The organism is Croceitalea sp. W27, assembly GCF_055693185.1.
Map to the genome: position 1 here is coordinate 1,600,276 of NZ_CM146327.1, position 25,926 is coordinate 1,626,201.

Below are 25,926 nucleotides of genomic sequence, written 5' to 3' on the forward strand. Positions count from 1 at the left end.
TTTAAAATCTTATTCTCGATACGCTTCAACTAATATTGAAGCACTCGAATTGACGGGTTTTTAAGTTTTATTTCTTTTTCGCCTTTCTTAAATTAATAACCTGACCAATGGAAATGTTATTATCGGTAAGACTATTCAATTGTTTTATCTCTTCTACCGAAATGGTATATTTTCTTGAAATACCATAGAGCGTATCACCTTTTTCTACTACATGGGTAAACACTTCGTATTGTTTAGGTTGCCTTACGGCATCAAGGCCATTGCGCACTACTTCTTCGTCATAGGCATCTAAATCATACCTATCTATAAGTGCAATAAGCTTTTGTGGATATTGTTTGTCAGTAGCGTAGCCTGCCTTGCGCAAACCATAGGCCCATTTTTTATAGTCGTCTCTGCGATAATTGAATAAAAACCGATAGCGAGAACGTGAAGCCAAAAAAATACTGTGGTCTCGAAACGAAAACATAGGGTGGTTGTACTTTCTAAAGCACTCCCCTTTAGCATCATCATCATGAAAATCATACTCCCCCTGCCAACCTGTGTGGCACTTAATTCCGAAATGGTTATTTGTTTTTTGGGTTAGTGCCCCTTTACCAGAACCGCTTTCTAAAATACCTTGCGCAAGTGTAATACTTGCAGGTATCCCAAAAGCCCGCATCTCATATTGGGCCATCTCGGCAAATTCTTCGATATATTCTCTTGTAGAAGCGATAGGAAATTTTACAAACTTACCTGAGTCTGCCGGTAGTGGATACAATTCTGACTTATTGAATTTAGTCCCCTCAATTCCATTATTCGGTTTATAAACTCCTCTGCTTTGTTCTGTTGTAGCGACTTTAGTGCCTGAAGTAGTTCGCTTTTTTGCCTTGCACCCAACCAACAAAGTGAAAGCCAAAAGGAGATATCCTAAACGTTTTATCATTGTAATAGCGGTAAATTTTTCTTTTTCAATACCATATTCATGCCATGAATGCCTTGTAGCCCTCCACTGTGGATTAGCAAAATCTTTGTACCCTTTTCAAAGTAATCCTTAGCAATTAAATCAAAAAGACCGTAAACCATTTTACCCGTATAAATAGGGTCTAATTGAATTTTAGCTTCCCTCTTAAAATTATTGATAAAGGCCACTAAATTGGCATTAATCTTGGCATAACCACCGAAATGATAGTCAGAAATCAATTTCCAATTCTCATTCTTGGCAAATTTACGAATATCGTTTTTTAGAAAATCACCCTTTAAGGCAGGAAAACCTAAAACCGTCTGATTTTGTGCTGCGCTATTGCTCAAGCCGGCCAAAGTTCCTCCGGTGCCTACGCAGCTGCAAATTACATTAAACCCTTTGTCTTTATCATTTAGAATTTCTTCACAGCCTTTTACGGCCAAATCATTCGTGCCACCTTCAGGAATGGTATAGAAGCTTCCGTATTGCTTTTGAAGTTCATTACGAAAATAAGGTTCCTCTTTTTCACGGTAGTTCTCTCTAGAAACAAAATGAAAATGCATGCCCTGTTCTTTTGCTAAGGCCAAGGTTGGATTTGATTCCCATTTACCCGAAAGTTCTTCTCCTCGAATAATACCAATAGTCTTAAATCCGTATTCTTTGCCAACACAGGCCGTGGCCGCAATATGGTTGGAATAGGCCCCTCCAAAAGTCAAGAGGGTATCGTTGCCCAATAACTTGGCCTCTTTAATATTGTACTTAAGCTTACGGTATTTATTTCCAGAAATAAGTGGATGAATGGCGTCTTCACGCTTCACGAAAAGTGTGATTTCTTTTTCACGTAGCAGTGCTAAATCAATTTTTTGATTTTCTACCTTCAAAAGTTATGGCCGAAAAATATAGTTTAAAAAACTGTAGGGTTTTCTGCGTTGCGCATACCCCAGATCCTTTTCATTGGCATAAGCTTCGCGTTCAAAAGAGATGTTTTGGTAAGCGCGGTAGGTATTTAGGTACAATACCGTTCTAAAAAGCCATTCCCCAACGTACCAAATGTAAAACGGCACTATAAAAAGTTCCAATTGTTGTTTTAAGTGAATCTTTTCGTGATTTATTAAAACCACATCTTCTTTAAGACCATCCTCTTTTACAAAGATGAAGGGCCAAAGGGTAAGGCCTACGTAGTTTCTGCGAAAAAAATGTTTAAATACTAAAACCATTTGCTATTTCTTTGAAACGAGGGATATTCAAATATATTAGTTCAATTCGTTCAATTGTAAGAATATTCGTTGTTGTTACTAACAATATCGGTGGATAACCTATTGCTCACTTTGCCCATTCTACTTCTTACGCCCAAAAAATGTAACTTTATCGTATTGTTTAGCTGTGAAAAATGAAAGAACTAATACCCCTTGAAGAGGGTGACTTTTACCTTTCTCCGGAAGGATACAAAGTATTTACTGAACAGTTTCATCTTAAACGCGGATATTGTTGTGAAAGTGGCTGCAGACATTGCCCCTATGGATATGACAAAAAAACCAATTCAAGATAAAAACCCGGTATTTTCGGCATAGTCTTTGTGGTTATTTGGATGTGGATTTTGGTTTAACTTAAAAAAAATTGATATGAAAAAAATTAAATTTCTTGCCCTACCGTTATTGGTCCTAGTTTTTTTAAGTTCATGCGTTTCGGTGCGTGTAGCTTCAGATTATGATCGTGAAACTGACTTTAAAGAGTATAAAACCTATGCGTTTTACAAAACAGGTATCGACAAGGCCCAGATTTCAGATCTTGACAAAAAACGAATCTTAAGGGCTATTGATACCGAGATGGCTTCTCGTGGTTTTACCAAATCTCAAAATCCTGATATTTTAGTGAGCATCTTTACAAAAGAGCGTGAACAAGTTGATGTTTACAACAACAATTTCGGCTGGGGTGGCTGGGGTTGGGGTGGCTTTGGTTGGGGCGGTTTCGGCTGGGGAGGCTGGGGCTGGGGTCCTGGTTTTGGCTGGGGCGGCAGCAATGTTAGCACAAGAACCGAAGGTTCACTTTACATAGACCTCATCGATTCTAAAAACAAAGAATTGGTGTGGCAAGGGCGTGGTATCGGCACTTTGAACAATACCACAAATATTGAAAAGAAAGAAGAACGTATTAAAGAATTTGTATCTCAAATTCTTGAAGCATATCCGCCGGCGTTAGCTGCGAATTAAGACTTAGTTAAGTTGAAGCGAAGTAGTTGTATTAGATAGTTTGAGTGTTTTAAAGCAAATTAATACAACGACTTCGCCTCATTATTTACCTTTTTACTACAATAAAGGAAACGAATTAGTATTCTTTACTTCGTTTAGAACAAAAGCACTTTTTACAGCACCAATATTTTCTAAGGAGGCAATTTTTGTTTTTGCAAAATCATAATAGGCATCCAAATCCTTAACGACCACCTTTAGCAAAAAATCAAACTCCCCACCGACCACAAAGCATTCGGTCACTTCGCTGAATTCATACACTTTCTGCAGAAAATCATCCATAAGGCTTCCTTTTTGCGCTTCAAGAGAAACAAAACTAAAAACGGTAATACTTTGTTCTATCTTTTCCTTACTGATAATTGCAGTGTATTTTTTAATATATCCCTCATTCTCTAACCTCTTTATTCTTTCATACACCGGGGTTTTCGTGAGATTAAGCTGCTCAGCTATGGCTTTTGCCACTGTTTTTGAGTCTTTTTCCAAAATTTTTAAGATAGCTCTATCGACTTTATCCAACATCGTACTTCAATTTTTCCTGTATTCTGTTAATTCTTTTTCTAAAATTAACACTAATTCCTAAAAATATATCTTAAAAAAGGAATTTTTACCTTTAAATTTTCTTTATGAATATAATTAATCCTTTAAACCTATCTTTATTAGAAATAAACGCTTTTTACACGAAGTAAAAATTGGTTTGTTATTATTTATGCTAACCCTCTTTTTAACTAAATAGGCCATGGAAAGCACGTACGAAAGCAATCCCATTTTAGATAAACTGCCCAAACATTTAAGGCAATATATAAAACCCCAGAACTATGAGGATTATACTGCCATAGACCAAGCTGTTTGGCGCTATGTTATGCGCAAAAATGTAGATTACTTAAGCCGAGTGGCCCATAAGTCTTATGTCGAAGGATTACAGAAAACCGGAATCTCCATAGACCATATTCCGAATATGTATGGCATGAACCGTATTCTTAAAGAAATTGGCTGGGCAGCTGTTGCCGTCGATGGCTTTATTCCTCCTTCCGCATTTATGGAATTTCAGGCATATAATGTTTTGGTTATCGCTTCTGATATTCGACAATTGGAGAACATTGAATACACTCCTGCCCCGGACATTATTCATGAAGGTGCCGGTCATGCCCCTATTATTGCTAATCCTGAATATGCAGAGTATTTGCGACGTTTTGGAGAAATTGGGTGTAAGGCTATTTCAAGTGCAAAAGATTACGAACTCTATGAGGCGGTTCGGCATTTATCAATAATCAAAGAAGCTGAAGGCACTCCGCTTGAAGAAATTGAAAAGGCGGAAAAACATATCGAATACCTTCAAGAGAATATGGGCACACCCAGTGAAATGGCACTCATACGAAATCTTCACTGGTGGACTGTTGAATACGGACTTATCGGAAAGGTAGAAAACCCTAAAATATATGGTGCAGGATTGCTTTCCAGCATCGGAGAAAGTGCTTGGTGCATGACCGATGATGTGAAAAAACTACCTTATTCCATTGAAGCTACTTATAAAGAATTTGATATTACCAAACCTCAACCACAACTTTTTGTTACTCCTGATTTTGCATTTTTAAATCAGGTGCTGGAAGATTTTGCAAATACCATGGCGCTGCGCACCGGGGGACTCAAAGGATTAAAGAAATTAGTGCATTCAAGAGCGTTAGGAACCGTTGAGCTGAGCACAGGAATACAGATATCCGGTATTTTTGATACATTTCTCGAACACGACGGAAAACCTATCTACCTTAGAACAAAAGGGGAAACCGCCCTTTCTTACCGAGAAAAGGAATTGGTCGGCCATAGTACCAAAAATCACTCCGATGGTTTTGGATGCCCTATTGGAAAATTAAGGGGCATCAATCTTCCTATTGAAGATATGGGCCCTCGCGATTTAAAAGCCTACAAGATTTATGAAGGAGAACGGGTTTCCTTAGAATTCGAAGGTGGTGTCATCGTCAGTGGAGAAATTGTGACCGGTACAAGAAACTTGAGAGGAGAAATCATTTTAATCACCTTTAAAGATTGCAAAGTCACCCATGATGGCACAATTTTGTTTCTTCCTGAATGGGGGCTCTATCATATGGCGGTCGGTGAAAAGATTGTTTCGGCCTTTAACGGCCCAGCAGATTTAAATAGCTTTGATTTGGTTTCGCATGAGTTGACTCCCGGTGGAAAAGACAAATCGAAAATAGACCTAGAGCGATTACAATTACAACAATACTACCAGCAAATAAGGGAGTTTAGAGAAGGCACCAACACTACTATTTCTAGAAATAAAGTCTTCAAAGAACTGAAAGAGCACTACCCAAAAGATTGGTTGCTTTCTGTAGAATTATATGAGTTGGCAAAAATCGGTAATGACACTGATTTCGCTGCAGCAATTTTACAGCACTTGGAAACAGTGAAATTAGAAAACCCAAAAGTGGGTCATTTGATTGATGACGGACTGGAATTAATTGACCAAATTTTGGTTAAAAATACTTAAATCTTCTACGGGAGTATCATTATAAACCAAGGTCCACTCCATAGTATTGGTCAACACCAACAACTTAGAAAGTTCGCTAAGCAGTCTATTTTGAGCATTACTTTTTAAGGAAGAAGCATCAATTTTTTTTAGTAATGAAGCATTGACATTTCTTTTGATTTTGTTGTAATCCGATGCCTCAAACTGGTTTAAATAATCGGCACTTACATCATAATACTCAAAGTCTGGACTGATTTTTATTTCAGGCTCCGGGATATTCTTAATTCTAAGCGTTTTGGTTTCCTTTTCTATTTCAAAATCAATCTTACTTAAATCATAGGCTATTGTGACATCTGCATTGACAACGACCAAAGCTTTTTTATCGGCAGTTAATAAGGGCCCAAATAGTTCTTTAGAATCTGCATAGGTATAGACCTCAGCAAAATGCCCCTCGGTAACAATCAATTTTGAAACATTTTTGATTTGTTGCTCGATGAGCATGGAGTTTTCTTGCAGAATAGTCTCGTCATTGGCATCATTAACGCAAGAACGATACACTAGAATAACGGTTAATGTAATAACGACCCCTGCAAGTACCTTTTTCATGTTTTCGGCAATTATTAAAACCTGACCCTAAAACTACCGCTAGTTACATTTTTCGTAGAATTCGGTGCATTGGCATCTACCCCAAGAAATTCAAAACTACCGGTTGTCTCCTCATTATCGGTCAGTATCGTAATGGAACCTGTGCCTCCTTCGTTCGTCGAACTCCAAGCAGAAGACAAATCTGCAAACAATCCAGACCCAGAAAAACTACCATTGTTATTTCCTAGGCCGTACGTTCCAGGACCTTCGTATTCAGGTACTACGATTACTATACTATTTCCTGCTTCATCAAAACCTTGAACAATAAACGTTACGAATTCTCCCCCGTCTATTTTCGAAGCTGTGGCCCCATTTGCACTGTTAGAAGATTCAAAAGAAAGCGTTTCTACCGTTGCCCTAATAAATTCACCATCACCAGAACCATCATCGGATGATGAGCAGTTAAGTAAGGCTATACCAAACACAAGGGTCAAAAATAACATCCTAAACTTTTTCATGTCAATTTTACTTTCTATTTACTTTAAATACACTTGTACCTTCTCCAATGCTTCCGGAATTCCCGCTGGATTCTTACCGCCCGCAGTGGCAAAGAAAGGTTGACCCCCACCACCACCTTGAATATACTTGCCTAACTCACGAACAATAGTACCAGCGTTAAGATTGCGTTCAAAGGCCAATTCTTTAGAAATGTAGCAGGACAGAATGGCTTTGCCGTCCTTTTCGGATGCTAACAACAAGAAAAGGTTTTCTTTATTCTGACCCATTTCAAAAGACAGGTCCTTAATGCTTGCAGCATCTAAATCCACCTTTTTTGCCAAGAACTTTACCTCATTTAAATCGGTTAGTTCATTTAACAACTCCGATTTTAAATTTTTGGCCTTATCCTTTAACAAGGCTTCGACCTGTTTCTTTAATTGGGCATTTTCTTCTTGTAAAGCGGTAACCGCCTTTACGGGATCTTGTGAATTGTTCAACAAATCCTTAACCTCAAAAAGCGTCCTGTTGTTCTTAAAATAAAAGTCTTTTACAGCATCTGAGGTAATTGCTTCAATTCTTCTAATACCTGATGCCACAGCACCTTCTGAGGTGATTTTGAAGTGCCAGATATCTCCAGTATTCTTCACATGCGTACCTCCGCAAAGTTCTATAGATTGCCCAAAACGAACTGTGCGCACCGTATCACCATATTTTTCACCAAATAAGGCCATGGCACCTTGGGCCAAGGCTTCTTTCACCGGAACGTTTCTATTTTCTTCAAAAGGCAAGTGCCCCTCAATGCGCGCATTTACAAAATTTTCCACTTCACGTAGCTCTTCTGTTGTCACTTTGGAAAAGTGTGAGAAATCAAATCTTAGGTATTTTGAGTGCACCGCAGAACCTTTTTGTTCAACATGCTCACCTAAAATCTCACGCAATGCTTGGTGAAGCAGGTGTGTTGCCGTATGGTTGCTTTCTGTTCTTCGACGTTGTTTTTCATCTACGACTGCCTTAAAAGTTCCTGAAATATCTTTTGGAAGGTTCTCAGAAAAATGAATAATTTCGTTATTCTCTCTTTTGGTATCTATGATATAGGTGACATCTCCATTAGAAGCTTCTAAATAACCTTTATCTCCAACTTGGCCGCCACCTTCAGCATAAAATGGCGTAAGATTGAATACCGATTGATATTGATCTCCATCTTTTTTACTACTGACCTTTCGGTATTTAACCAATTTCACCTTAGCCTCTAGGCTATCATAGCCTATAAATTCTTGCTCAGCATCTTCTAAAAGAATCGTCCAATCTTCTTTAGATGTCTCCGATGCCGATCTGGAACGGTCTTTTTGAGCCTGAAGTGCCTTTTCAAAACCTTCAACATCTAAACCATATCCTTTTTCTTCAAGTATTAATGCGGTCAAATCAATGGGAAAACCAAAAGTATCGTACAATTCAAAGGCCTTGTGACCATCGATTGTGTTATGCTTTGAAGATTTTATTACAGAATCCAGTAAAACTAAACCTTGTTCTAGGGTGCTTAAAAAAGAATTCTCTTCCTCTTTGACCACATTCTCTATTAATTGGTATTGCTCTTTCAATTCTGGAAAGGCCTTGCCCATAGATTCTCCTAACACCTTTACCAGTCGGTACATAAAAGGCTTTTTGGTATCTAAAAATGTAAATCCGTAACGGATGGCCCTTCTTAAAATTCTTCGTATTACATAACCCGCACCGGTATTACTTGGCAATTGCCCATCGGCAATAGAAAAAGCCACGGCCCTAATATGGTCGGCTATAACCCGTATAGCGATGTCCGTTTGTTCGTCTTTACCGTATTTATGGTTGGTTATCGTTTCTATTTCCCTAATAAGCGGCGTAAAAACATCGGTATCATAGTTCGATTGTACGCCTTGTAAAACCATGCACAAACGCTCAAAGCCCATGCCTGTATCTACATGTTTTTCCGGTAAATTTTCCAATTCACCATTGGCCTTGCGATTGTACTGCATAAAAACCAAGTTCCAAATTTCTACAACCAATGGATGGTCTTGATTTACCAAAGAAGCACCGGGCACTTTGGCTTTTTCTTCTTCTGAACGAATATCCACATGGATCTCTGAACAGGGTCCACAGGGACCTTGGTCGCCCATTTCCCAAAAATTATCTTTCTTATTGCCCATTATTATGCGGTCTTTGGGCACGATTGCACTCCACAAGTCCAAAGCTTCTTGGTCCATTTTTAAATTATCGGCATCATTGCTTCCTTCAAAAACAGAAACGTATAAACTATCCTTATCAATTTTGTATACTTCGGTTAAAAGTTCCCATGCCCATTGAATAGCTTCTTTTTTAAAATAATCGCCGAAACTCCAGTTCCCCAGCATTTCGAACATCGTATGGTGGTAGGTGTCTTTACCCACTTCTTCAAGGTCATTGTGCTTTCCACTTACACGTAAACACTTTTGGGTATCGGTAATCCGTTTTGATTTTGAAACGGTATTCCCTAAAAAGAATTCTTTAAACTGGTTCATTCCCGCATTCGTAAACAACAATGTCGGGTCATTTTTCATGACCATTGGGGCGGAAGGAACAATAGTGTGTTCTTTCGATTTAAAAAAGTTTAAAAACTGTTCTCTAACCTTTTGCGATGTCATCTTAAGAGCTAAGCTTTAATTAATTTTAACAGATACAACAAAACAATTTTTATATTTGTTTGTTATCAAAAAAATGAATGACCAAAAATAGGATAAAATCCACTCATGTCTAAAGTAAAATACTATTACGATCCCGATACGCTTTCTTATAGAAAGATTGAACCTAAAAAATCAAAAAGGTACCGTAATCTATTCTTTTTTCTTTTGGGCTCTGCACTTTTTGGTTTTATAGGATTATTGATCCTTTTAAATACCGATATTTTAAATACACCCAGAGAACTTTCCCTGGCCAGAGAGGTAGAAAACTATGAGCTCCAGTTTGACATTTTGAATAAAAAAATGGAGAATATGGAGCAGGTCTTGGCCAATATTGAAGACCGCGACAACAATATTTATAGATTGTATTTTGAGGCCAACCCCATACCCGAAGAACAACGAAGAGCCGGTTTTGGTGGTATAAATCGTTATAAGTCCCTAGAAGGGTTCAACAATTCAAAGATTATTACAGATGCCACCAAAAGATTGGACATCATTCAGAAACAAATGGTGATACAATCAAAGTCTTTAGATGAGATTGCCATATTAGCAGCGGAAAAAGAAAAATTCTTAGAAGCTATACCTGCCATACAACCCGTAAGAAATGAAGATTTAAAACGTATGGCATCAGGTTTTGGGTGGCGTACGGACCCATTTACAAAGGCTAGAAAAATGCATAAGGGTATGGACTTTACCGCACCGCGTGGAACACCTATCTATGCATCTGGCAATGGCGTTGTTACAAGGGCCGATAGCAATTCATCCGGGTACGGCAAACACATACGTATTGACCACGGCCATGGCTATTTAAGTCTCTATGCGCACATGAGCAAGTATAACGTGAGCAAAGGCCAAAAGGTTAAACGTGGTGATTTAATTGGTTTTGTCGGCAGTACAGGCCGTTCTGAAGCACCTCATCTTCATTACGAAGTATGGAAAGACAAAGAAAAGATTAACCCTATTAACTTCTACTACGGCAGTTTATCACCAATAGAGTTCGAGAATATGCTCAAATACGCTAATCAAGAAAACCAATCTCTAGATTAATGCACGTAGAACTCCCCGAAAAAAGATATTACGGTATTGGTGAAGTGGCCAAAGCATTTGGAGTAAATACCTCACTTATTCGTTTTTGGGAAAAAGAATTTGATGCCATCAAACCTAAAAAGAACGCAAAGGGAAACAGAAAGTTTACACCACAAGACATTAAAAACCTTCAGCTTATTTATCATTTGGTAAAAGAGCGTGGGTTTACTTTAGAAGGTGCCAAAATCCATTTAAAAGAAGAAAAACACAAAACTCTATCTAATTTTGAAGTCATCGAAAAACTTCAAAAAATACGGGCAGAGCTTCTAAAGATCAAAGAACAACTCTAAATAAACACTAAACACTTACGAAAATGAAAAAACTAATTCCTGTAATCATAATTATTGGTCTACTCTTGGTAGCCGGTATGTGGTACGTAAATACCAATAACAATTTGGTAGAGATGAAAGGCCAAGCTACTAAGCAATGGGCAAATGTTGAAAGCTCTTACCAACGAAGAAGTGATTTAATCGGCAATCTGGTGAAAACGGTTCAAGGGGCAGCAGATTTTGAACGTGGTACACTTAAAGATGTTATCGAAGCACGTTCTAAAGCCACTTCAACTACTATTGATGCCAATAACTTGACTCCAGAAAAATTAGCCGCGTTTCAACAGGCACAATCGGGCTTGTCTTCGGCATTGTCAAGACTCTTGGTCACTGTGGAACGGTATCCGGACCTAAAGTCTAACCAAAACTTTTTAGAATTGCAATCGCAGTTAGAAGGTACCGAGAACAGGATTAATGTCGAACGAAACCGTTTTAATGACCTAGCCGGAGAATACAATATCAAAATCGAAAAAATACCAACTAACATTATAGCGAATATCGCGGGATTTGATGCCATGGCCTTATTCAGTTCAAAACCAGGGGCAGAAGATGCACCTGATGTAGATTTTAATTTTGATTAAGTATGTCTAAAGTTGAAGCTTTTCTAAGCTTAGATGAAGAGCAAGAGATTGTAAACGCCATTCTTGAAGCCGAAAAAAACACTTCGGGTGAGATTAGGGTTCATATAGAAGCTTCGGCCAAAATCGACCATTTTAGCCGTGCACAGCAAGTTTTTCATTTTTTAAAAATGGATAACACAAAAGACGAAAACGGCGTATTGCTTTATGTCGCCGTTGTAGATAAAAAGTTTGTTATTTACGGCGATAAAGGAATTGACAAAGCGGTACCAAGGGGTTTTTGGGACGATACCAAAAATATAATCTCAAAACATTTTAAAAAAGGTAATTTTAAACAAGGTATCGTTGAAGGTGTTTTAAAGGCAGGCAAAGAACTGGAGGCACATTTTCCATGGAATCATAATGACACCAATGAACTGAGCGATGCAATTTCGAAAGGTTAGTATTTTACTGGCTTTATTTTTTACCGCCTTAGCATGGGGGCAGTTCACCATACCTGAAAAACCTAAAAAACAGACCAGTGTTTACGACTATGTAAACCTACTTTCGGCATCGGAAAAATCTCGTTTGGAGCAGAAGTTAATTCGATATGCCGATAGCACTTCATCGCAGATAGTTGTTGCCATAATCAACTCTACTGAAGGTGAAAACATTAACTTTCTAGGAGCACAATGGGGGCAAAAATGGGGAATCGGTCAAGCTAAAAAGGATAATGGCGTATTAATTTTATTGGCCAAGAACGACCGTAGAATTGCAATAAATACGGGTTATGGCGTAGAAGGCCTGCTCACCGATGCCATGAGCAAACGCATCATAGAATCCGTTATTATTCCCGAATTTAAGGCGGGAAGTTATTATCGAGGCCTAGACAAAGGGGCAGATGCTATATTTCAAGTACTATCCGGAACATTTAAAGAAGACCGCACTTTTAATACGAACCAAGATTTTCCTCTGGACTCTCTTTTACCTTTTATCATCTTTTTGGTCATTTTCTTTATTCTTATGAATAGAAAGGGTCGTGGCGGAAAAGGAAATAATCGTGGCGGAAGAGGAGGTATTGGTGGTGATTTATTGGATATTATTATTCTCAGCAATATGGGACGCGGTGGCTATCGTTCGGGCTCATCGGGTGGTGGTTTTGGTAGTGGCGGCTTTGGTGGTGGTTTCGGTGGTGGAGGCTTCGGCGGTGGCGGTGCTTCAGGTGGATGGTAACACTCGCTTTGCTCGTAGAATTAAGAAATTAGACCGCTTCGCTTTTAGATAATAGATTAAAAAAGTAAAGTATGCCATTGTCCATAGTTAAAGCCTACATTACAATTGTTAATTGTTCATTGTAAAAAGCAACTTTTTCATAAAAACTATATCTTAAAACTAAAGCACTAATTATGATGATTAAAAGATTTTTTCCTGTTCTCTTTTTATTGCTGTTGTGTTTTCAATGTGATGAAGATATCGATGACTGTTCGACAGTTTTGTGCGCAGGTCCTCCATCACTTGCACTAAGAATACTTGAAAATGGCGGCAATGTTTTTGCAAATGAAACTTATACTTTAGAAGACCTTGTTATCACTGGTGAAAATAGCAGTGAAATTTCTTCGAATATTTTTGAGACCCAAGACGGGACACCACTTTTAATTCTAGAAAATTTTCCATGGCAATTAGGTGAAAATAATTACACCCTAACTTTTGGCGGCCAAGCTTCGGCAGATTTATCCATAGACATCACACTTTCCGAAAATGACGGTTGCTGTGGTGGCATAGAACAACTCAGAAGCTTTTCTAGTAATGGCAGAGTCACAGAACTAAATAATGGGTCGTATTCCGTTAGTTTAAGGTAGGGTTTCTTCTAGAATCGTCTCCAATGTGTTCACCAATGAATTTTGATTTCCACCTTTTAAAAGGTCTTCAAAATTTTTCATCTGTTCGCGTTTTTTAAAGTGAAACGGTCTCAGCTAAAGTTCATTGTTGTAATTCGTTCGAAGGACAATCCAGCCGAACCTAAAGATAACTTTTTGTGCGTGATTTCCGCTTAGTCCCGATAGCTATCGGGACGGAAGCAATTAATTTTAGCTATTGTTACCCATAGTCTTTATTTTTTCGGTAAATACAATTTCATATTCTCAATTTCCATTTCGTCCAAGTGTCCCATTTTACTTTCGTCTTTCGTTATTAAGTGTAAATGAACATTTGAGTCGTGATGTGTGAAAACTCCTTTGTGTTCTTTTGAGAAAAATCCAATTATCGTTGCTTCTTCATCTTTCAGTTCGTAATTGGTTTGTCCTTGATGAGCTTCTCTTGGTGACGAAACTTTTGTTCCTTTAGGTAAATTTTGAATGTGAATAATTGCTTTTGATATTTCGCCTGTTAGTTTGAAGACGAATGGTCTTTTAAAACTAGTCGTTTTCTCATCTACTAAGCTTTCAATATCTTGAATTGACTTAATATTTGAGTCTAATTTTATTTCATCCCATTCCGTCACGTTGGCATACACTAAAAAAGGTGCTGAGACATCAAATGTTTTTTCAACCGTCATAGTTGAATCTGATGTGACTTTTGAAACATAACTTTGTCCATCGTTTATAAGTAATTCTCCTGTCAGATAACTCTCTGGTCCAAGTCCATAAAGACCTTTTTTATTAGAAATAGTATCAAGTTTAATAGTTTCACTTAATTCTCCTTTCCACATAACATTTTTCATTGCACCTACAATATTAATATCTGGATAGGTTTTAGTCGAGTTGTTCTCCTTTTGGTTAGAATTACAACCAAATACTCCGATTATTAGAATTCCAACAATTACTTTTTTTATCGTAAACTTCGATTTTCTCAAATGTCTTGACCTGAAATATGGCTACGGCTTAAAAATTGCTTTCCGCCACGCACATAGCGAAATCTTTTGGTTTGGTTTTAATTTTTTCTTGTCCAAAGCGAAATCCCAAAGATTTTGCGACATTCTAGATATACACAGACTTTGGCGTTTAAAACCTAAGCCCGTATTGTTTATAGGTTTTGTTGTGTTTTCGTTATTTTTTAATCTCTTTATCAATTAAATCGAGAATTTCTTTTACTAATAGTAATGTTTTTTCTTCTGTCCGAATTAAACCATTCTTATGCATAATCAAATTCTCTACTATATTTTCGAATTCAATAGTGTTTAGTAAAGTTCTATTATCGACTTCAAATCTCGATTTTGGTAAAGTGTATTTATCCAAGGCTTTAAAATTCGATGCTTCATCTACATTTAGCCAACTTCCATTTTTTATTATAAAATCTATTGCTTTACGTTCTAATTCCAATGTATTATTTTCTTTGTCTTTTATTGATTCAACATATGGTTTCCAGGAAGATAATTTATTCCTCAATTCTTGGCTTTTAATCAAACTTAAACTACTTGAATTTTGTAAGTTATCCAATGAATTATTGGTTGGAAAAAATTCTGATAGAGCGGTTAAGTCATCAAGCAGTATGCCAAATTCAGATTCTGTTTTAATGGATGATTTATCTCTCCCAAAGTTTAAAATTTTTAAATCAGATCTAATATATTTTTCGTTGTCAGAAAGAACACTTTCAAGGTTTTCTTTATTTAATTGAAAATCCTTTTTTAGATTTAAGAGAGTATTCTGTTCCAGCTTGTTTTCTTTTCGATTTTCATTCGCATTGTTGATTCCCAATGCTATCAAAATTCCAATAACTACAAGTATAATTTCTCCAATCGCATAAATCAGATATTTACTGAATTTATTTTCAGAGAGTAGTTTTTGTCTAATTTTTCTAAAGAATTTTATCATTGGTTAGTGGTTGGTTATAATGAAGCACAACGTAAGGATAAACAAACTAGTTTGTTTATTTCCATTTTATATGAAATATAAGAATAGCATTGTATTTATGGGCAAAACAATACTAGTAAAAGTAGATTATCTGTGTAAAATACTTTTACCTTCATAAGTATTCATCTTGAAAAGCCAAGTTTGTAGCGCATCACAAAATATTCTTAAAAGAACATCCAGCGGTAAAGCTATGTCCGTAACTACTTAGAGTTTTAAACTCAAAAACCCCATTTTCAGTGAACTGTCTGCCCTCATTTTGGGCTATCTTGCCGTGGCAGAAGAAACCGTTTAATCTTTAATCACCGTAAACATGGGTCGTTTTCTAAAAGTTATTCTAATCGCTTTTCTACTTGTACTAGGCTCTTGCAAAAAAAAGAGCGAGAGCAGTAGTACCGATAATCTTTTTAAGTTTAAAGATTATGTGAGTTATCATACCAATGGGCAACAAAGTATCGCCACACCAATTAAAATTGTTTTGGCAAAACAGTTGGAGCAATTTGAACTAACCCAAGAACTGCCCAATGAATATTTAAAGATAGTGCCCGAGGTTGAGGGTAAGCTTGCTATCGAAAACGGCAGGGAGCTTACCTTTCAACCAACGGAATACCTAAATCCGGATACAGAATATACTGCTACCCTTGCTTTAGGCAAACTGTTCGAAGGTTTAGATAGTGAATTCATAAAATACACCTTTAGCTTTAAGACCATTGCGCCCAATTTTAAAATCAACCTGGGCAATCTGCAATCGTACAGCAAAGATTTACAGTACCTAACAGGTACTTTAGAAGCATCCGACATTTTAGATGCCAATCAAATAAAATCGACAGTATCCGTAAGTCAAGAAGGCAAATCCCTTGCCGTAAAATGGGAAAACACCGAAGAAAATGCACGTTATTTTAACTTTAAAATTGATAGTATACAGCGAAAAGTTGACGATTCTGAATTGCAAATCAGCTGGAACGGCGAAAAGCTAGGTGCCAATAATACAGGAAGCGAAAACTTCACTATTCCCGGCCTAAATAAATTTGTTGTGGTCGATGCCAAAACCTCAACTTCACCCAATGCAGCATTGACCTTAAATTTTTCGGAACCCCTAAAGGAAAACCAAAATTTAAATGGTTTAATAACCATTGAAAATGCAGAAAACCTACGTTTTGAAACAGATGGCAATATTTTAAAAGTTTATCCCTCTAATCGGATTACAGGGCAAGTTAGGGTGAACGTTTTTGAAGGTATTAAGAGCGCCTATGGCTATGCTTTAAAAGGCACATTTTCGGAATGGATTTCTTTTGAACAGTTAAAACCTAATGTTCGTTTAATTTCAAGGGGGACCATTCTACCCGACGCGGCCGCTACCCCAATTTATTTTGAAACCGTAAATCTGAAGGCTGTCGAAGTACGGGTAATTCAGGTTTTTGAAGATAACATGCTTCAATACCTGCAAAACAACAATATCACGCAGCAGTACAATTCAGATGTAAGAACGGTAGGGCGAAGAGTGGCATACAAAGTTATTCCGCTAACGGAAAACGATTCTGAAAACCAGAGCTATTGGAAAGCACATGCATTGGATTTATCTAAATTGATCAAGGTAAATCCAGGTTCTTTATATCGCATAGAATTTAGTTTCAAAAAAGAACACGCTAACTATACCTGTGAAACGGCTTCCGATGATGATGAAGATTATGTCGTTACAGAAGAAGGCCAAAATGCTACGGAACAACTTTTAGAGGAGCGTTATTGGGATAATGAAATTTATTACTGGAGAAACTATAATTACAATTGGGAGGAACAAGATAATCCATGCAGTCAGGCCTATTATAACCCCGATAGAGTCGTCACCACCAATCTTTTAGGTAGTAACCTTGGTTTGATCGTCAAGAAAGGAAAAAATCGCTCTTATCATTTTGCTGCTACAAATCTTTTGAGCACACAACCAGAGGCCAACACTAAAATAAAACTATATAATTATCAGCAGCAATTGCTGACCGAAGTCAGTACAGATGCGAACGGTTTTGCCATTTATGACGGCAATAAAAATGTGGCCTTCGCCGTAGCCGAAAAAGATAGAAATTATGCCTACGCCAAATTAGCCGATGGCCACGCGCTTTCGTTAAGCAAGTTCGATGTTTCAGGACAAGAACTACAAAGCGGACTTCAAGGGTTTCTATATACGGAAAGAGGGGTTCACCGCCCGGGAGATACTGCCCACCTGACCTTTGTTTTAGACGATAAAGGAAATCCTCTCCCAAAAAACCATCCGGTCGTTTTAGAGGTCAATGATGCCAGAGGAAAATTGGTACAACGTAATGTGCTCAAAGAGGAAAGTTTGAAAATCTCTGAAGGACTTTATGCAAAAAAAGAAGGGGCCTTTTACTACTTCCCCATCCCAACAAAAGCAACCGCCCCTACCGGAAATTGGAATGCCAAAATAATTGTTGGTGGTGCTCAATTCAATAAAAGCCTAAAAATCGCCACTGTAAAACCTAACCGTTTAAAAGTGAACTTTGCTTTTGAGGATGATATTTTAAAAGCAAACGAAAATAATAAGGGCAAAGTGGAAGTACAATGGTTGCATGGTGCCCCGGCTCGAAACCTAAAAATAGATATCAATGCAAAGTTGCAGCCTACATCCACCGGCTTCGAAAACTATAAAGGTTATATTTTTCAAGACCCGGTTCGCACTTTTAACGAAACTGAACTACAGTTTCTGAATACGACGCTCGATGAAAATGGCTTGGTAACAATTGATAAAAAGATCAGTGCCAATAAAAATGCCCCGGGTATGCTGCAGGCCACTTTTACTACTAAAGTGTTTGAGGGTGGTGGCGATTTTTCGATAGACGTATTTTCTAAAAAACTGGCTCCCTTTTCACATTTTGTAGGGTTACGTTCACCAGAAGCAAAACGCTACGGTTCTTTTCTAACGGATGAGAATACCACCTTTGACATGGCATCGGTTAACGCTGATGGAAAACCTGCCGCAAATAGAAACCTAAAAGTAAAAGTGTTTAAGATTGAATGGCGCTGGTGGTGGAACAGGGGTTATGATAATCTTTCACGATATGAGAATGCAACCGTACACAGGCCATTTAAAGAAATGACGGTTACGACAGGAGCAGATGGAAAAGGGAAATTCAATATTAATGTACCCGATGATGATGGGGGGCGCTACCTTATTCGGGTAATCGATGAAGTTTCTGGTCATGCCACTGGTAGAACAGCTTATTTTTACAGAAACTGGTGGAGAAGACCTGCTTCTGGCGACACCGAAAGTTCAAAGATTTTAGTATTCGCTTCAGATAAAGAAAACTATGAACTTGGAGAAACTGCGGTAGTAACGTTTCCTTCAGATGTAGGAGGGAGAGCCTTATTAAGTATTGAAAACGGCTCGGAAGTACTATCCACCCAATGGATAGAAACTTCGGCAAAGGAAACCAAGGCTACCATTCCCATTACCGCTGAAATGGCACCAAATGCCTATATCAATATATCACTGCTACAGCCACACGGTCAGGTAGCCAACGACCTACCTATTCGTTTATATGGTGTAGTACCCATTTTAGTAAAAGACAAGGTTACGTTCTTAGAACCTCAACTACAAATGCCAGATGTGCTGGAACCAGAGAAAAGCTTTAAAATTTCGGTCTCTGAAGCCAATAAAAAACCGATGACCTATTCCATTGCTGTTGTTGATGATGGACTGTTGGATTTGACCAGGTTTAAAACACCTGATATTCATTCCTCTTTCTATGCGCGACAAGCTTTGGGGGTAAAAACCTTTGATATTTTTGACGATGTTATGGGCGCTTATTCAATAAGTGTAACTAATATTTACGCTATCGGTGGTGGCGGTATTGCCGAAGGTGCTAAAAATAGAAAAGCGCAGCGTTTTAAGCCTGTTGTTTCTTATTTGGGGCCTTTTACCTTAAAAGCAGGTAATAAAGCAACGCATGAAATACAAATGCCAAATTACGTAGGCTCTGTGCGTACCATGCTCATTGCCGGTAATGAAAAGAGTGCTTATGGTAAAACAGATAAAACCACTCCAGTTCGTAAACCGTTAATGGTCTTGACTTCAATTCCTAGAAAACTATCTCCCGGAGAAACCGTCACCATACCCGTTACCGTTTTTGCTATGGAGAAAAAAGTAAAAAATGTAAAGGTCAATATTGATGCGGGCAAAGCATTAGAGCCTATCGGTGCTACTTCAAAGAGCATCACTTTTAATACTGTCGGTGAGCAAATTGTAAATTTTGAATTTAAAGTAAATCCGACAAAATCTTTTCAGACCATAAATGTGACCGCTTCGGGTGCTGGCGAAAATGCTTCAAGTGAAACGGAAATCGATGTTGAAAACCCTAATCCGATAACTACAAAAAGTTCGTTGTATACGATAACAGAAAATCAATCTCAAACTATGGATTTTTCCACTTTTGGAACATCGGGCACCAATTCGGCTTTTATCGAATTTTCGACCCTACCTCCAATGGATTTTTCGAAACGAATGGAATATTTGGTTCGTTACCCGCATGGTTGCGTAGAACAGACTACTTCGGCCGCATTCCCGCAGTTGTTTTTAGCAGATGTCATGGATATTACTTTTGACAAGAAAAAAGAAATTGAGAAAAATATAAAAAGTGCCATTAAAAGATTAAGTGATTTTCAAGCCCCGAACGGTGGACTTAGCTACTGGCCAGGATATGGCTATGCAGATGATTGGGGAAGTTCATATGCCGGGCATTTTTTATTGGAGGCAAAACAAAAAGGATATCAATTGCCATTGACTTTCTTGAGCAATTGGTTACGGCATCAAAAAAATGCCTCTAAGCAATGGAGCAACAAAACCTCAAGTTATAATGACGATATTTCCCAAGCGTATCGCCTTTATACCTTAGCCTTGGCCAAACAGCCCGAACTCGCCGCTATGAATAGATTACGCGAAACCAAAAGCCTGAGTAACGAGGCTAAATGGCGTTTGGCAGCCGCTTATGCCCTCGTGGGCAAAAAAGAAGTTGCCCAACAATTGACCAAGGTAGCCAACATTAATTTTAAACCCAATAACTATGATTATAGAACTTACGGGTCAGTATTCAGAAATCGTGCCATGGCATTGGAGACCATGGTTATTCTTGGAGATAGCCAACAGCGCGATTTAGCAATTTCTTTGGCCAAAAACCTTTCATCGCAAAGATGGTACAGCACCCAAGAAACTTCTTATGCATTGCTGACAATGGCTAAAATGGTAGGCAAGAACGGCGGAAAAGCTATTGATATCACGTTTACCAGCAACGGAAAAGAAAACACGGTCAAGACCGATAGGGCAATTGCCCAACGTTCAATCGTCATTTCTTCTAAAGAAGGGCAGCTATCGGTAAAAAACAATCAAAATAATGTGATTTATGCCACCTTGACCCAAAGTGGAAAACTTCCTGTTGGTCAAGAATTAGCGCAACAAGCTAAACTTAATATCAAGGTAAGTTACTTAGATGCAACCGGTAAGCCGATTGACGTCACCGAGTTACGTCAAGGCACGGAACTGCAGGCGCAAGTAAGCGTTTTTAATACTACCAATGATAGTTATGAAAATCTGGCATTGACTCAAATTGTACCTAGCGGTTGGGAAATTGTAAACACCTCTTATGTTGATGGTTCCGGCAACAACTCTGGCAAGGCAGATTATATTGATACTCGAGATGACCGCACCAATTTTTATTTCGGATTAGGAGCAAAAAAGAGCAAAACATTTGTTGTAAAATTGAACGCTTCCTTCTTAGGCAATTACTATTTACCTGGAACCCAAGTAGAGGCTATGTATGATAATACGAGTTACGCAAGAAATAAAGGACAATGGATTAAGGTGGTTCGATAAAACAAAGTCGTTCGTTTGAATGTACACATACCAAATATGAGCTTATGTTACATTAGAAATTAGGTCTCGGCTCCGCTCGACCAGACAGTTAATTTGTATGATGCTATTGATTAAAATCTATAAAAAACATCGCATAAAATTTTCAGTTTTTGCTGTTGTATTTCTGGTTTGGCTTTTTTGCCTACCTAAAAAGCTATTTACAGCACCTACCTCAACGGTAGTCACTAGTTCGGATAATGTTTTGCTTGGAGCTCGTATTGCCGATGATGGCCAATGGCGCTTCCCTAAAATGGATTCAGTCCCAGAACGATTTAAGCAAAGTATTTTGCTTTTTGAAGATGAATACTTTTACGAACATCCGGGCTTCAATCCAATTTCAATATTTAACGCTGTTAAACATAATGTCAGTAAAAAAACACGACGTGGTGGAAGCACCATTACCCAGCAGGTAATTCGTTTAAGCAGAAAGAATAAAAATCGGACTTATTTAGAAAAGGCCATTGAAATTTTTATGGCTACGCGACTTGAATTCAAGTATTCTAAAGATGAAATCTTAAAGCTATATGCAACCCATACACCCTATGGTGGTAATGTAGTCGGTCTGGAAACCGCTTCTTGGCGGTACTTTGGCATTCCGGCACATGAACTAAGCTGGGGACAAGCCGCAACCCTGGCAGTATTGCCTAATGCCCCTTCACTTATATTTCCCGGACGTAATGAAGGTCTGTTATTAAAAAAGCGTAATCGATTGCTAGATAAATTATTGGTAAATGGTATATTGGATCGGACATCGCACGAATTAGCTCTTTTAGAACCCTTGCCTAAAAAACCTCTTAAACTTCCAAACCATACCCCGCATCTGACCGAACGTATAAAAAAAGAACATCCCGGAGAACGCATTATAACATCTATAAATAGAACATTGCAACTACGAGCGAATAGTATTGCCACTATTCATCATAATCGATTAAAAAGCAATGAAATACATAATCTTGCCATTTTAGTTCTAGATGTAGAAACACGGCAGGTGTTGACTTATGTGGGCAACGCCCCAACGGACGAATCACATGGCAACTACGTGGACATCATTACCAAAAATCGGAGCACCGGAAGCACATTGAAACCTTTTCTTTTTGCTTCTTTACTGCACGAGGGGCAGCTATTGCCAGATGCATTGGTAAAGGACATTCCAACAATAATTAACGGCTACAACCCGAAAAATTTCAACAAAAAATATTCGGGTGTTGTTCCCGCAAGTAGGGCTTTATCGCGCTCTCTAAATGTTCCTGCAGTTCGTTTATTAAGGTCTTACGGACTTCAAAAATTCTATAACAAACTACAAAAAGCCAATTTAAGATCCATCGACAAATCTGCCAATCATTATGGCCTTGCTTTAATATTAGGAGGCGCGGAGAGTTCACTTTGGGACCTCACTAAAACGTACGCGTCAAGTGCCTCGGTTTTAAATTATTTTGTGGAAAATTCCAGTACGTACCGTTCAAATGAATTTGTAGAACCAAGTTATATCAAGGGATATAAACCAGCCTTTGGAAAAGAACAATTTGAAGCCCCTGTTTTTAATGCCGGCGCTATTTACCATATGACGAAAGCGCTACAGGAAGTTAACCGCCCCGAAGGTGGTGAAAACTGGCAGTTTTTTAACGAATCTCAACCTATCGCTTGGAAAACGGGAACAAGTTTTGGATTTAAAGATGCATGGGCAGTGGGGGTAACTCCTAAATATGCTATCGGTATTTGGGCCGGTAATGCCGATGGCGAAGGTCGACCCGGCCTAACGGGAATTACCGCTGCCGCCCCCATATTATTCGACATGCTGGATGCGCTACCTAAAAGCGGTTCTTTTCAAAAACCCTTTGATGATTTGGTAGCTTTAAAAACCTGTAAAAAAAGTGGCTACTTGGCTTCTTCATTTTGCGATGAAACGGAACAAAAACTTCAGCCTATCAATGGTTCAAAAACGCAGCAGTGTCCATATCACCAACAGATAGTTTTAGATAAATCTGAGCGCTTTAGGGTAAATTCCTCTTGTTATCCTTTAGAAAATATGGTCTATAAAAATTGGTTCAGTTTGCCAACCGGCATCGAATACTATTATACTTCTTCTAACACGACTTACAAAAGTTTACCTCCTTATTTACAGGGTTGTTCTACTCTAGAAAATAGCCTAATGGAATTTGTTTATCCCAAAAAAAATGAAACTGTTTTGCTGCCTAGAGATTTAGGAAATTTATCTTCAGAAGTTATTTTTAAATTGGCCCATCAAAGGCCAGAAACTGCTGTTCATTGGTATTTAGATGAAACCTATATCGGCTCTACATCTAACATTCATGAATTAATTTATACTACAAAACCAGGCGAATATCTTTTAACCGCGGTTGATGAAAATGGCAACAGAATTCAGCAGGCTTTAGAACTTCAAATGGCTTCTGAAAATTAGTAATCTTCAGTGGTCGTTATAGTTTCATTTTGCATAAACAAACCTCCATAACTGTTCATGCCTTCAACAAATAAATTTATGGTTCGTTGCCCTTTAATAGGAATCATAATTGAAGTTGGGATTTCTGAACCTATTTTTAGATTGGCATGCCAGTCTAAAGCACCAAAATTTTTAAATACCGAAGTAGTATAATCTGGGTAATTTGCCGTAAAATATGTTTGCGGACGTACGTAGCCATTCTTTATAGCAAACTTTATAAATTTATTTCGGTTTTCTGGAGCGACATAATTACGATTTAGCTGAATTGAAATAAATGGTCCATTCCCACTTTTATTATAAGTAAGGTTTCTTACACTTGATAAAGGCATTCCAATAATCTCACCGCGTAAAGCTAACATCCCTTCTATAATGATTGGCGCCTCAGGATATGGGTGCCTCATTGAAAACGCCCTTACTTTTCCATCTCTTATTAAAACGGAAAAACCTAACCTCCTTATATATGAGGCTACTGCAGGAGTTCGTTTAATATCCAAATCTGAAATCAGTCTTCCTTCTATTTCTGCTGTAATCTGAAACTTATTATTCTTGGGAGCTACTTTCTCAGTAACTACAACCTCATCTAAAGCAATTGTCCTTTTACCAAGGCTCAAGAATTGGTCAATTTCTACAAGCTCTTCATCTTTCTCCTTAGCACTAACTTCTTCAAATTCTAACCACCTGTTAATCTCTGAATACAAAATAGTTGGCTTAGGAAATTGTATTTCGACTTTTGGTTTTCTTAGCTTTCCTTTTTTTCCAATTAATGAAATACCTATAGAATCATCTGCAAATAAGTTTAATTTACTATTAAAGCTTTTATCACTCGCTAATTCTTCAAAAGCGTACCCCCCAGAAAAATCTGTAACCAAGGACACTTGTTTTTCTTCTGCTAAATCTGCATCTAATACTTTTCCAGACAAAGAAATTCCTGATTCCAAGGCAAAATTCAATTTCAACTCCTCTAGTTTTCTTGAATCCCAATCATATTTCCCCCATCCCTCAATTAACAATCTTTTGTCTAGCTCAAAACGCTTTTTTCTATCTATATCATCAAAATAATAGAAGCCTTTTAAAGTTCCATTTAAATAGGGTCGCACTAAAAAAGAAGATGCGATAGAATTTTCTGGCTCGTAAGCTTTCGTTGAACTTGGTAATACAGAAACACTCACACTTGCATCCACCAAATCAATTTTTCCACCTATAATATCTACTTGAATACTATCACCAAAATCGCTTAGGCAATATTCAATAGCTACAGATTTTAGACGTTCTTTATCCTTTCGGTGGTTAAAGAACATTCGATAAGAAACCGGTTTTAGTTCCTCATCAAAAAGAACAGCCGTATTGACACCATAGGGCATAGATTTTCTTTGAACGGCAATAACAGATTCTTCTTCAATAATTTCAATAGCCTCAAAAAGAATAGATTCATCTTGATAAAAAGCGATGGAATAATTTTCGCCATCTTTCTCTTTAAAAGTACTTTTAGAGGCTACCAGCTTTACCAGAATATCATCCTTTCCTTTATTGTCAATATTCAGCCCAATTCTATCAGGTTTAGCCGTCGGAAGTAACTTTTTTGAATACCCTTTAGTTGCATTTTCCCATTGCAAAAAATATTTCTTCCCTTCTTCAACCATAAAACCGGCCTTACCTAATCCAAGCGAATTGGTCGCAATATTGGAACGAACCAAATTACCCAGGCCATCTACAAGCTCTAAGTTATTTACAGAAACCCTTTCCTCCTCTTTATTTGAAAGCACAATACCGATTTGGTTAAAAGCACCTTCTATTAAATGTCCTCCTCCAGGATAGACCTCAATTTTGAGTTCTTCATCAATATCATCATCTACCTGGGTAGCTACTTGTACTATTCTTATATGTTGTTGAAAAGGTGTGAGCTGTTTAAAGTTTCTCTGATAATTAGTCCATGCAAGAACCTTATAATTCTCTTCTGTAAATGTGGAGTCTATGGCAAAATCACCATTCGCCATTCCGTTCTCAGTATACAGCAATTTCTGTTTGATTTCCTTACCATCTTCATCATAGATAGCTACATGAAGGTTTTTGGTGTTAAATGAAGGTAATTGAGTTTTTTGGTTTTGAACATAAGCCTTAAACCAAAGTCTCTCCCCTTCAATAAAAATAGTTTTGTTAAGATGTAAATGTATATTTTCAAGAGGGTCTGCAAGCGTATCTTTTACTTGTGAATGACAAAAATGTAATGCACAGAGAGTTAAAAAAAGAAACAGAAGGATCTTCTTCATAAAACTTGTTTTGTTTTAAAATTACAACA

Annotated in this window: 21 protein-coding genes; 11 read left to right on the plus strand and 10 right to left on the minus strand. The window is 37.8% G+C overall.

Going from position 1 to position 25,926, the window contains the following annotated elements:
• Positions 1-67: 67 nt before the first annotated feature.
• From ACZ1GR_RS07275 to ACZ1GR_RS07285, 3 genes are read right to left on the minus strand one after another with little or no spacing between them, the layout of a single operon-like run.
• Positions 68-922 carry a glucosaminidase domain-containing protein gene (locus tag ACZ1GR_RS07275; protein WP_472611492.1) on the minus strand — a complete coding sequence of 285 codons (855 nt, stop codon included), beginning with the start codon at positions 920-922 and terminating at the stop codon, positions 68-70.
• Positions 919-1,821 carry a 1-aminocyclopropane-1-carboxylate deaminase/D-cysteine desulfhydrase gene (locus tag ACZ1GR_RS07280; protein ID WP_472611493.1) on the minus strand — a complete coding sequence of 301 codons (903 nt, stop codon included), beginning with the start codon at positions 1,819-1,821 and terminating at the stop codon, positions 919-921. The genes ACZ1GR_RS07275 and ACZ1GR_RS07280 overlap by 4 nt, the downstream gene beginning before the upstream one ends.
• 3 nt (positions 1,822-1,824) lie before the next feature.
• Complete coding sequence (locus ACZ1GR_RS07285) at positions 1,825-2,157, minus strand: hypothetical protein (RefSeq protein WP_377767903.1); 333 nt, start codon at positions 2,155-2,157, stop codon at positions 1,825-1,827.
• A 173-nt stretch (positions 2,158-2,330) separates the two neighbouring features.
• On the opposite strand from ACZ1GR_RS07285, the gene ACZ1GR_RS07290 reads away from it, so the two are divergent.
• Both ACZ1GR_RS07290 and ACZ1GR_RS07295 read left to right on the plus strand, forming a co-directional pair.
• On the plus strand, positions 2,331-2,489 hold the full coding sequence (locus ACZ1GR_RS07290; RefSeq protein WP_472611494.1) for a DUF5522 domain-containing protein: 159 nt from the start codon (positions 2,331-2,333) through the stop codon (positions 2,487-2,489).
• 73 nt (positions 2,490-2,562) lie between these two features.
• Positions 2,563-3,150 carry a DUF4136 domain-containing protein gene (locus tag ACZ1GR_RS07295; protein ID WP_472611495.1) on the plus strand — a complete coding sequence of 196 codons (588 nt, stop codon included), beginning with the start codon at positions 2,563-2,565 and terminating at the stop codon, positions 3,148-3,150.
• 96 nt (positions 3,151-3,246) lie between these two features.
• On the opposite strand, the gene ACZ1GR_RS07300 is transcribed toward ACZ1GR_RS07295, so the two are convergent.
• Positions 3,247-3,705 carry an Lrp/AsnC family transcriptional regulator gene (locus ACZ1GR_RS07300; protein WP_472611496.1) on the minus strand — a complete coding sequence of 153 codons (459 nt, stop codon included), beginning with the start codon at positions 3,703-3,705 and terminating at the stop codon, positions 3,247-3,249.
• A 217-nt stretch (positions 3,706-3,922) separates the two neighbouring features.
• On the opposite strand from ACZ1GR_RS07300, the gene ACZ1GR_RS07305 reads away from it, so the two are divergent.
• Complete coding sequence (locus ACZ1GR_RS07305; protein WP_472611497.1) at positions 3,923-5,689, plus strand: aromatic amino acid hydroxylase; 1,767 nt, start codon at positions 3,923-3,925, stop codon at positions 5,687-5,689.
• Here the strand turns inward: ACZ1GR_RS07305 and ACZ1GR_RS07310 are convergent.
• Genes ACZ1GR_RS07310 through alaS form a run of 3 tightly spaced genes read right to left on the minus strand, consistent with a single transcriptional unit; the run spans position 5,657 to position 9,405 of the window.
• The gene (locus ACZ1GR_RS07310; protein WP_472611498.1) at positions 5,657-6,274 is read right to left on the minus strand and encodes a DUF4230 domain-containing protein; all 618 of its coding nucleotides are present in this window, start codon (positions 6,272-6,274) and stop codon (positions 5,657-5,659) included. The two genes, ACZ1GR_RS07305 and ACZ1GR_RS07310, sit on opposite strands and share 33 nt — an antisense overlap.
• Positions 6,275-6,288: 14 nt before the next feature.
• Positions 6,289-6,771, minus strand: coding sequence for a hypothetical protein (locus tag ACZ1GR_RS07315; RefSeq protein WP_472611499.1), 483 nt, complete (start codon positions 6,769-6,771; stop codon positions 6,289-6,291).
• Positions 6,772-6,789: 18 nt separating this feature from the next.
• Positions 6,790-9,405 (minus strand): alanine--tRNA ligase, encoded by a 2,616-nt coding sequence (gene alaS, locus ACZ1GR_RS07320; RefSeq protein WP_472611500.1) that lies wholly within the window; start codon positions 9,403-9,405, stop codon positions 6,790-6,792.
• Positions 9,406-9,510: 105 nt separating this feature from the next.
• Between alaS and ACZ1GR_RS07325 the strand changes: the two genes are divergently transcribed.
• From ACZ1GR_RS07325 to ACZ1GR_RS07350, 6 genes are all read left to right on the plus strand, one after another.
• On the plus strand, positions 9,511-10,488 hold the full coding sequence (locus ACZ1GR_RS07325; RefSeq protein WP_472611501.1) for a M23 family metallopeptidase: 978 nt from the start codon (positions 9,511-9,513) through the stop codon (positions 10,486-10,488).
• Positions 10,488-10,817 carry a MerR family transcriptional regulator gene (locus ACZ1GR_RS07330; RefSeq protein WP_350290068.1) on the plus strand — a complete coding sequence of 110 codons (330 nt, stop codon included), beginning with the start codon at positions 10,488-10,490 and terminating at the stop codon, positions 10,815-10,817. Before ACZ1GR_RS07325 ends, ACZ1GR_RS07330 begins: the two co-directional genes overlap by 1 nt.
• 23 nt (positions 10,818-10,840) lie before the next feature.
• Entirely contained in the window at positions 10,841-11,437 is a 597-nt protein-coding gene (locus ACZ1GR_RS07335; RefSeq protein ID WP_472611502.1) for a LemA family protein, read from the plus strand.
• A gap of 2 nt (positions 11,438-11,439) precedes the next feature.
• Entirely contained in the window at positions 11,440-11,877 is a 438-nt protein-coding gene (locus tag ACZ1GR_RS07340) for a TPM domain-containing protein (protein ID WP_472611503.1), read from the plus strand.
• Positions 11,858-12,646, plus strand: coding sequence for a TPM domain-containing protein (locus tag ACZ1GR_RS07345; RefSeq protein WP_472611504.1), 789 nt, complete (start codon positions 11,858-11,860; stop codon positions 12,644-12,646). Before ACZ1GR_RS07340 ends, ACZ1GR_RS07345 begins: the two co-directional genes overlap by 20 nt.
• Positions 12,647-12,819: 173 nt before the next feature.
• Positions 12,820-13,272, plus strand: a complete 453-nt coding sequence (locus ACZ1GR_RS07350; protein WP_472611505.1) for a hypothetical protein — start codon at positions 12,820-12,822, stop codon at positions 13,270-13,272.
• Positions 13,273-13,523: 251 nt separating this feature from the next.
• Here the strand turns inward: ACZ1GR_RS07350 and ACZ1GR_RS07355 are convergent, their stop codons facing one another.
• Positions 13,524-14,264, minus strand: a complete 741-nt coding sequence (locus ACZ1GR_RS07355; RefSeq protein WP_472611506.1) for an acetolactate decarboxylase — start codon at positions 14,262-14,264, stop codon at positions 13,524-13,526.
• A 193-nt stretch (positions 14,265-14,457) separates the two neighbouring features.
• Positions 14,458-15,222 carry a hypothetical protein gene (locus ACZ1GR_RS07360; protein WP_472611507.1) on the minus strand — a complete coding sequence of 255 codons (765 nt, stop codon included), beginning with the start codon at positions 15,220-15,222 and terminating at the stop codon, positions 14,458-14,460.
• A 349-nt stretch (positions 15,223-15,571) separates the two neighbouring features.
• On the opposite strand from ACZ1GR_RS07360, the gene ACZ1GR_RS07365 reads away from it, so the two are divergent.
• Both ACZ1GR_RS07365 and pbpC read left to right on the plus strand, forming a co-directional pair.
• Entirely contained in the window at positions 15,572-21,133 is a 5,562-nt protein-coding gene (locus tag ACZ1GR_RS07365; RefSeq protein WP_472611508.1) for an alpha-2-macroglobulin family protein, read from the plus strand.
• Between the two features lie 97 nt (positions 21,134-21,230).
• Positions 21,231-23,591, plus strand: coding sequence for a penicillin-binding protein 1C (pbpC, locus tag ACZ1GR_RS07370; RefSeq protein WP_472611509.1), 2,361 nt, complete (start codon positions 21,231-21,233; stop codon positions 23,589-23,591).
• Here pbpC and ACZ1GR_RS07375 read toward each other — a convergent pair.
• The gene (locus tag ACZ1GR_RS07375; protein ID WP_472611510.1) at positions 23,588-25,897 is read right to left on the minus strand and encodes a hypothetical protein; all 2,310 of its coding nucleotides are present in this window, start codon (positions 25,895-25,897) and stop codon (positions 23,588-23,590) included. The two genes, pbpC and ACZ1GR_RS07375, sit on opposite strands and share 4 nt — an antisense overlap.
• Positions 25,898-25,926 lie beyond the last annotated feature (29 nt).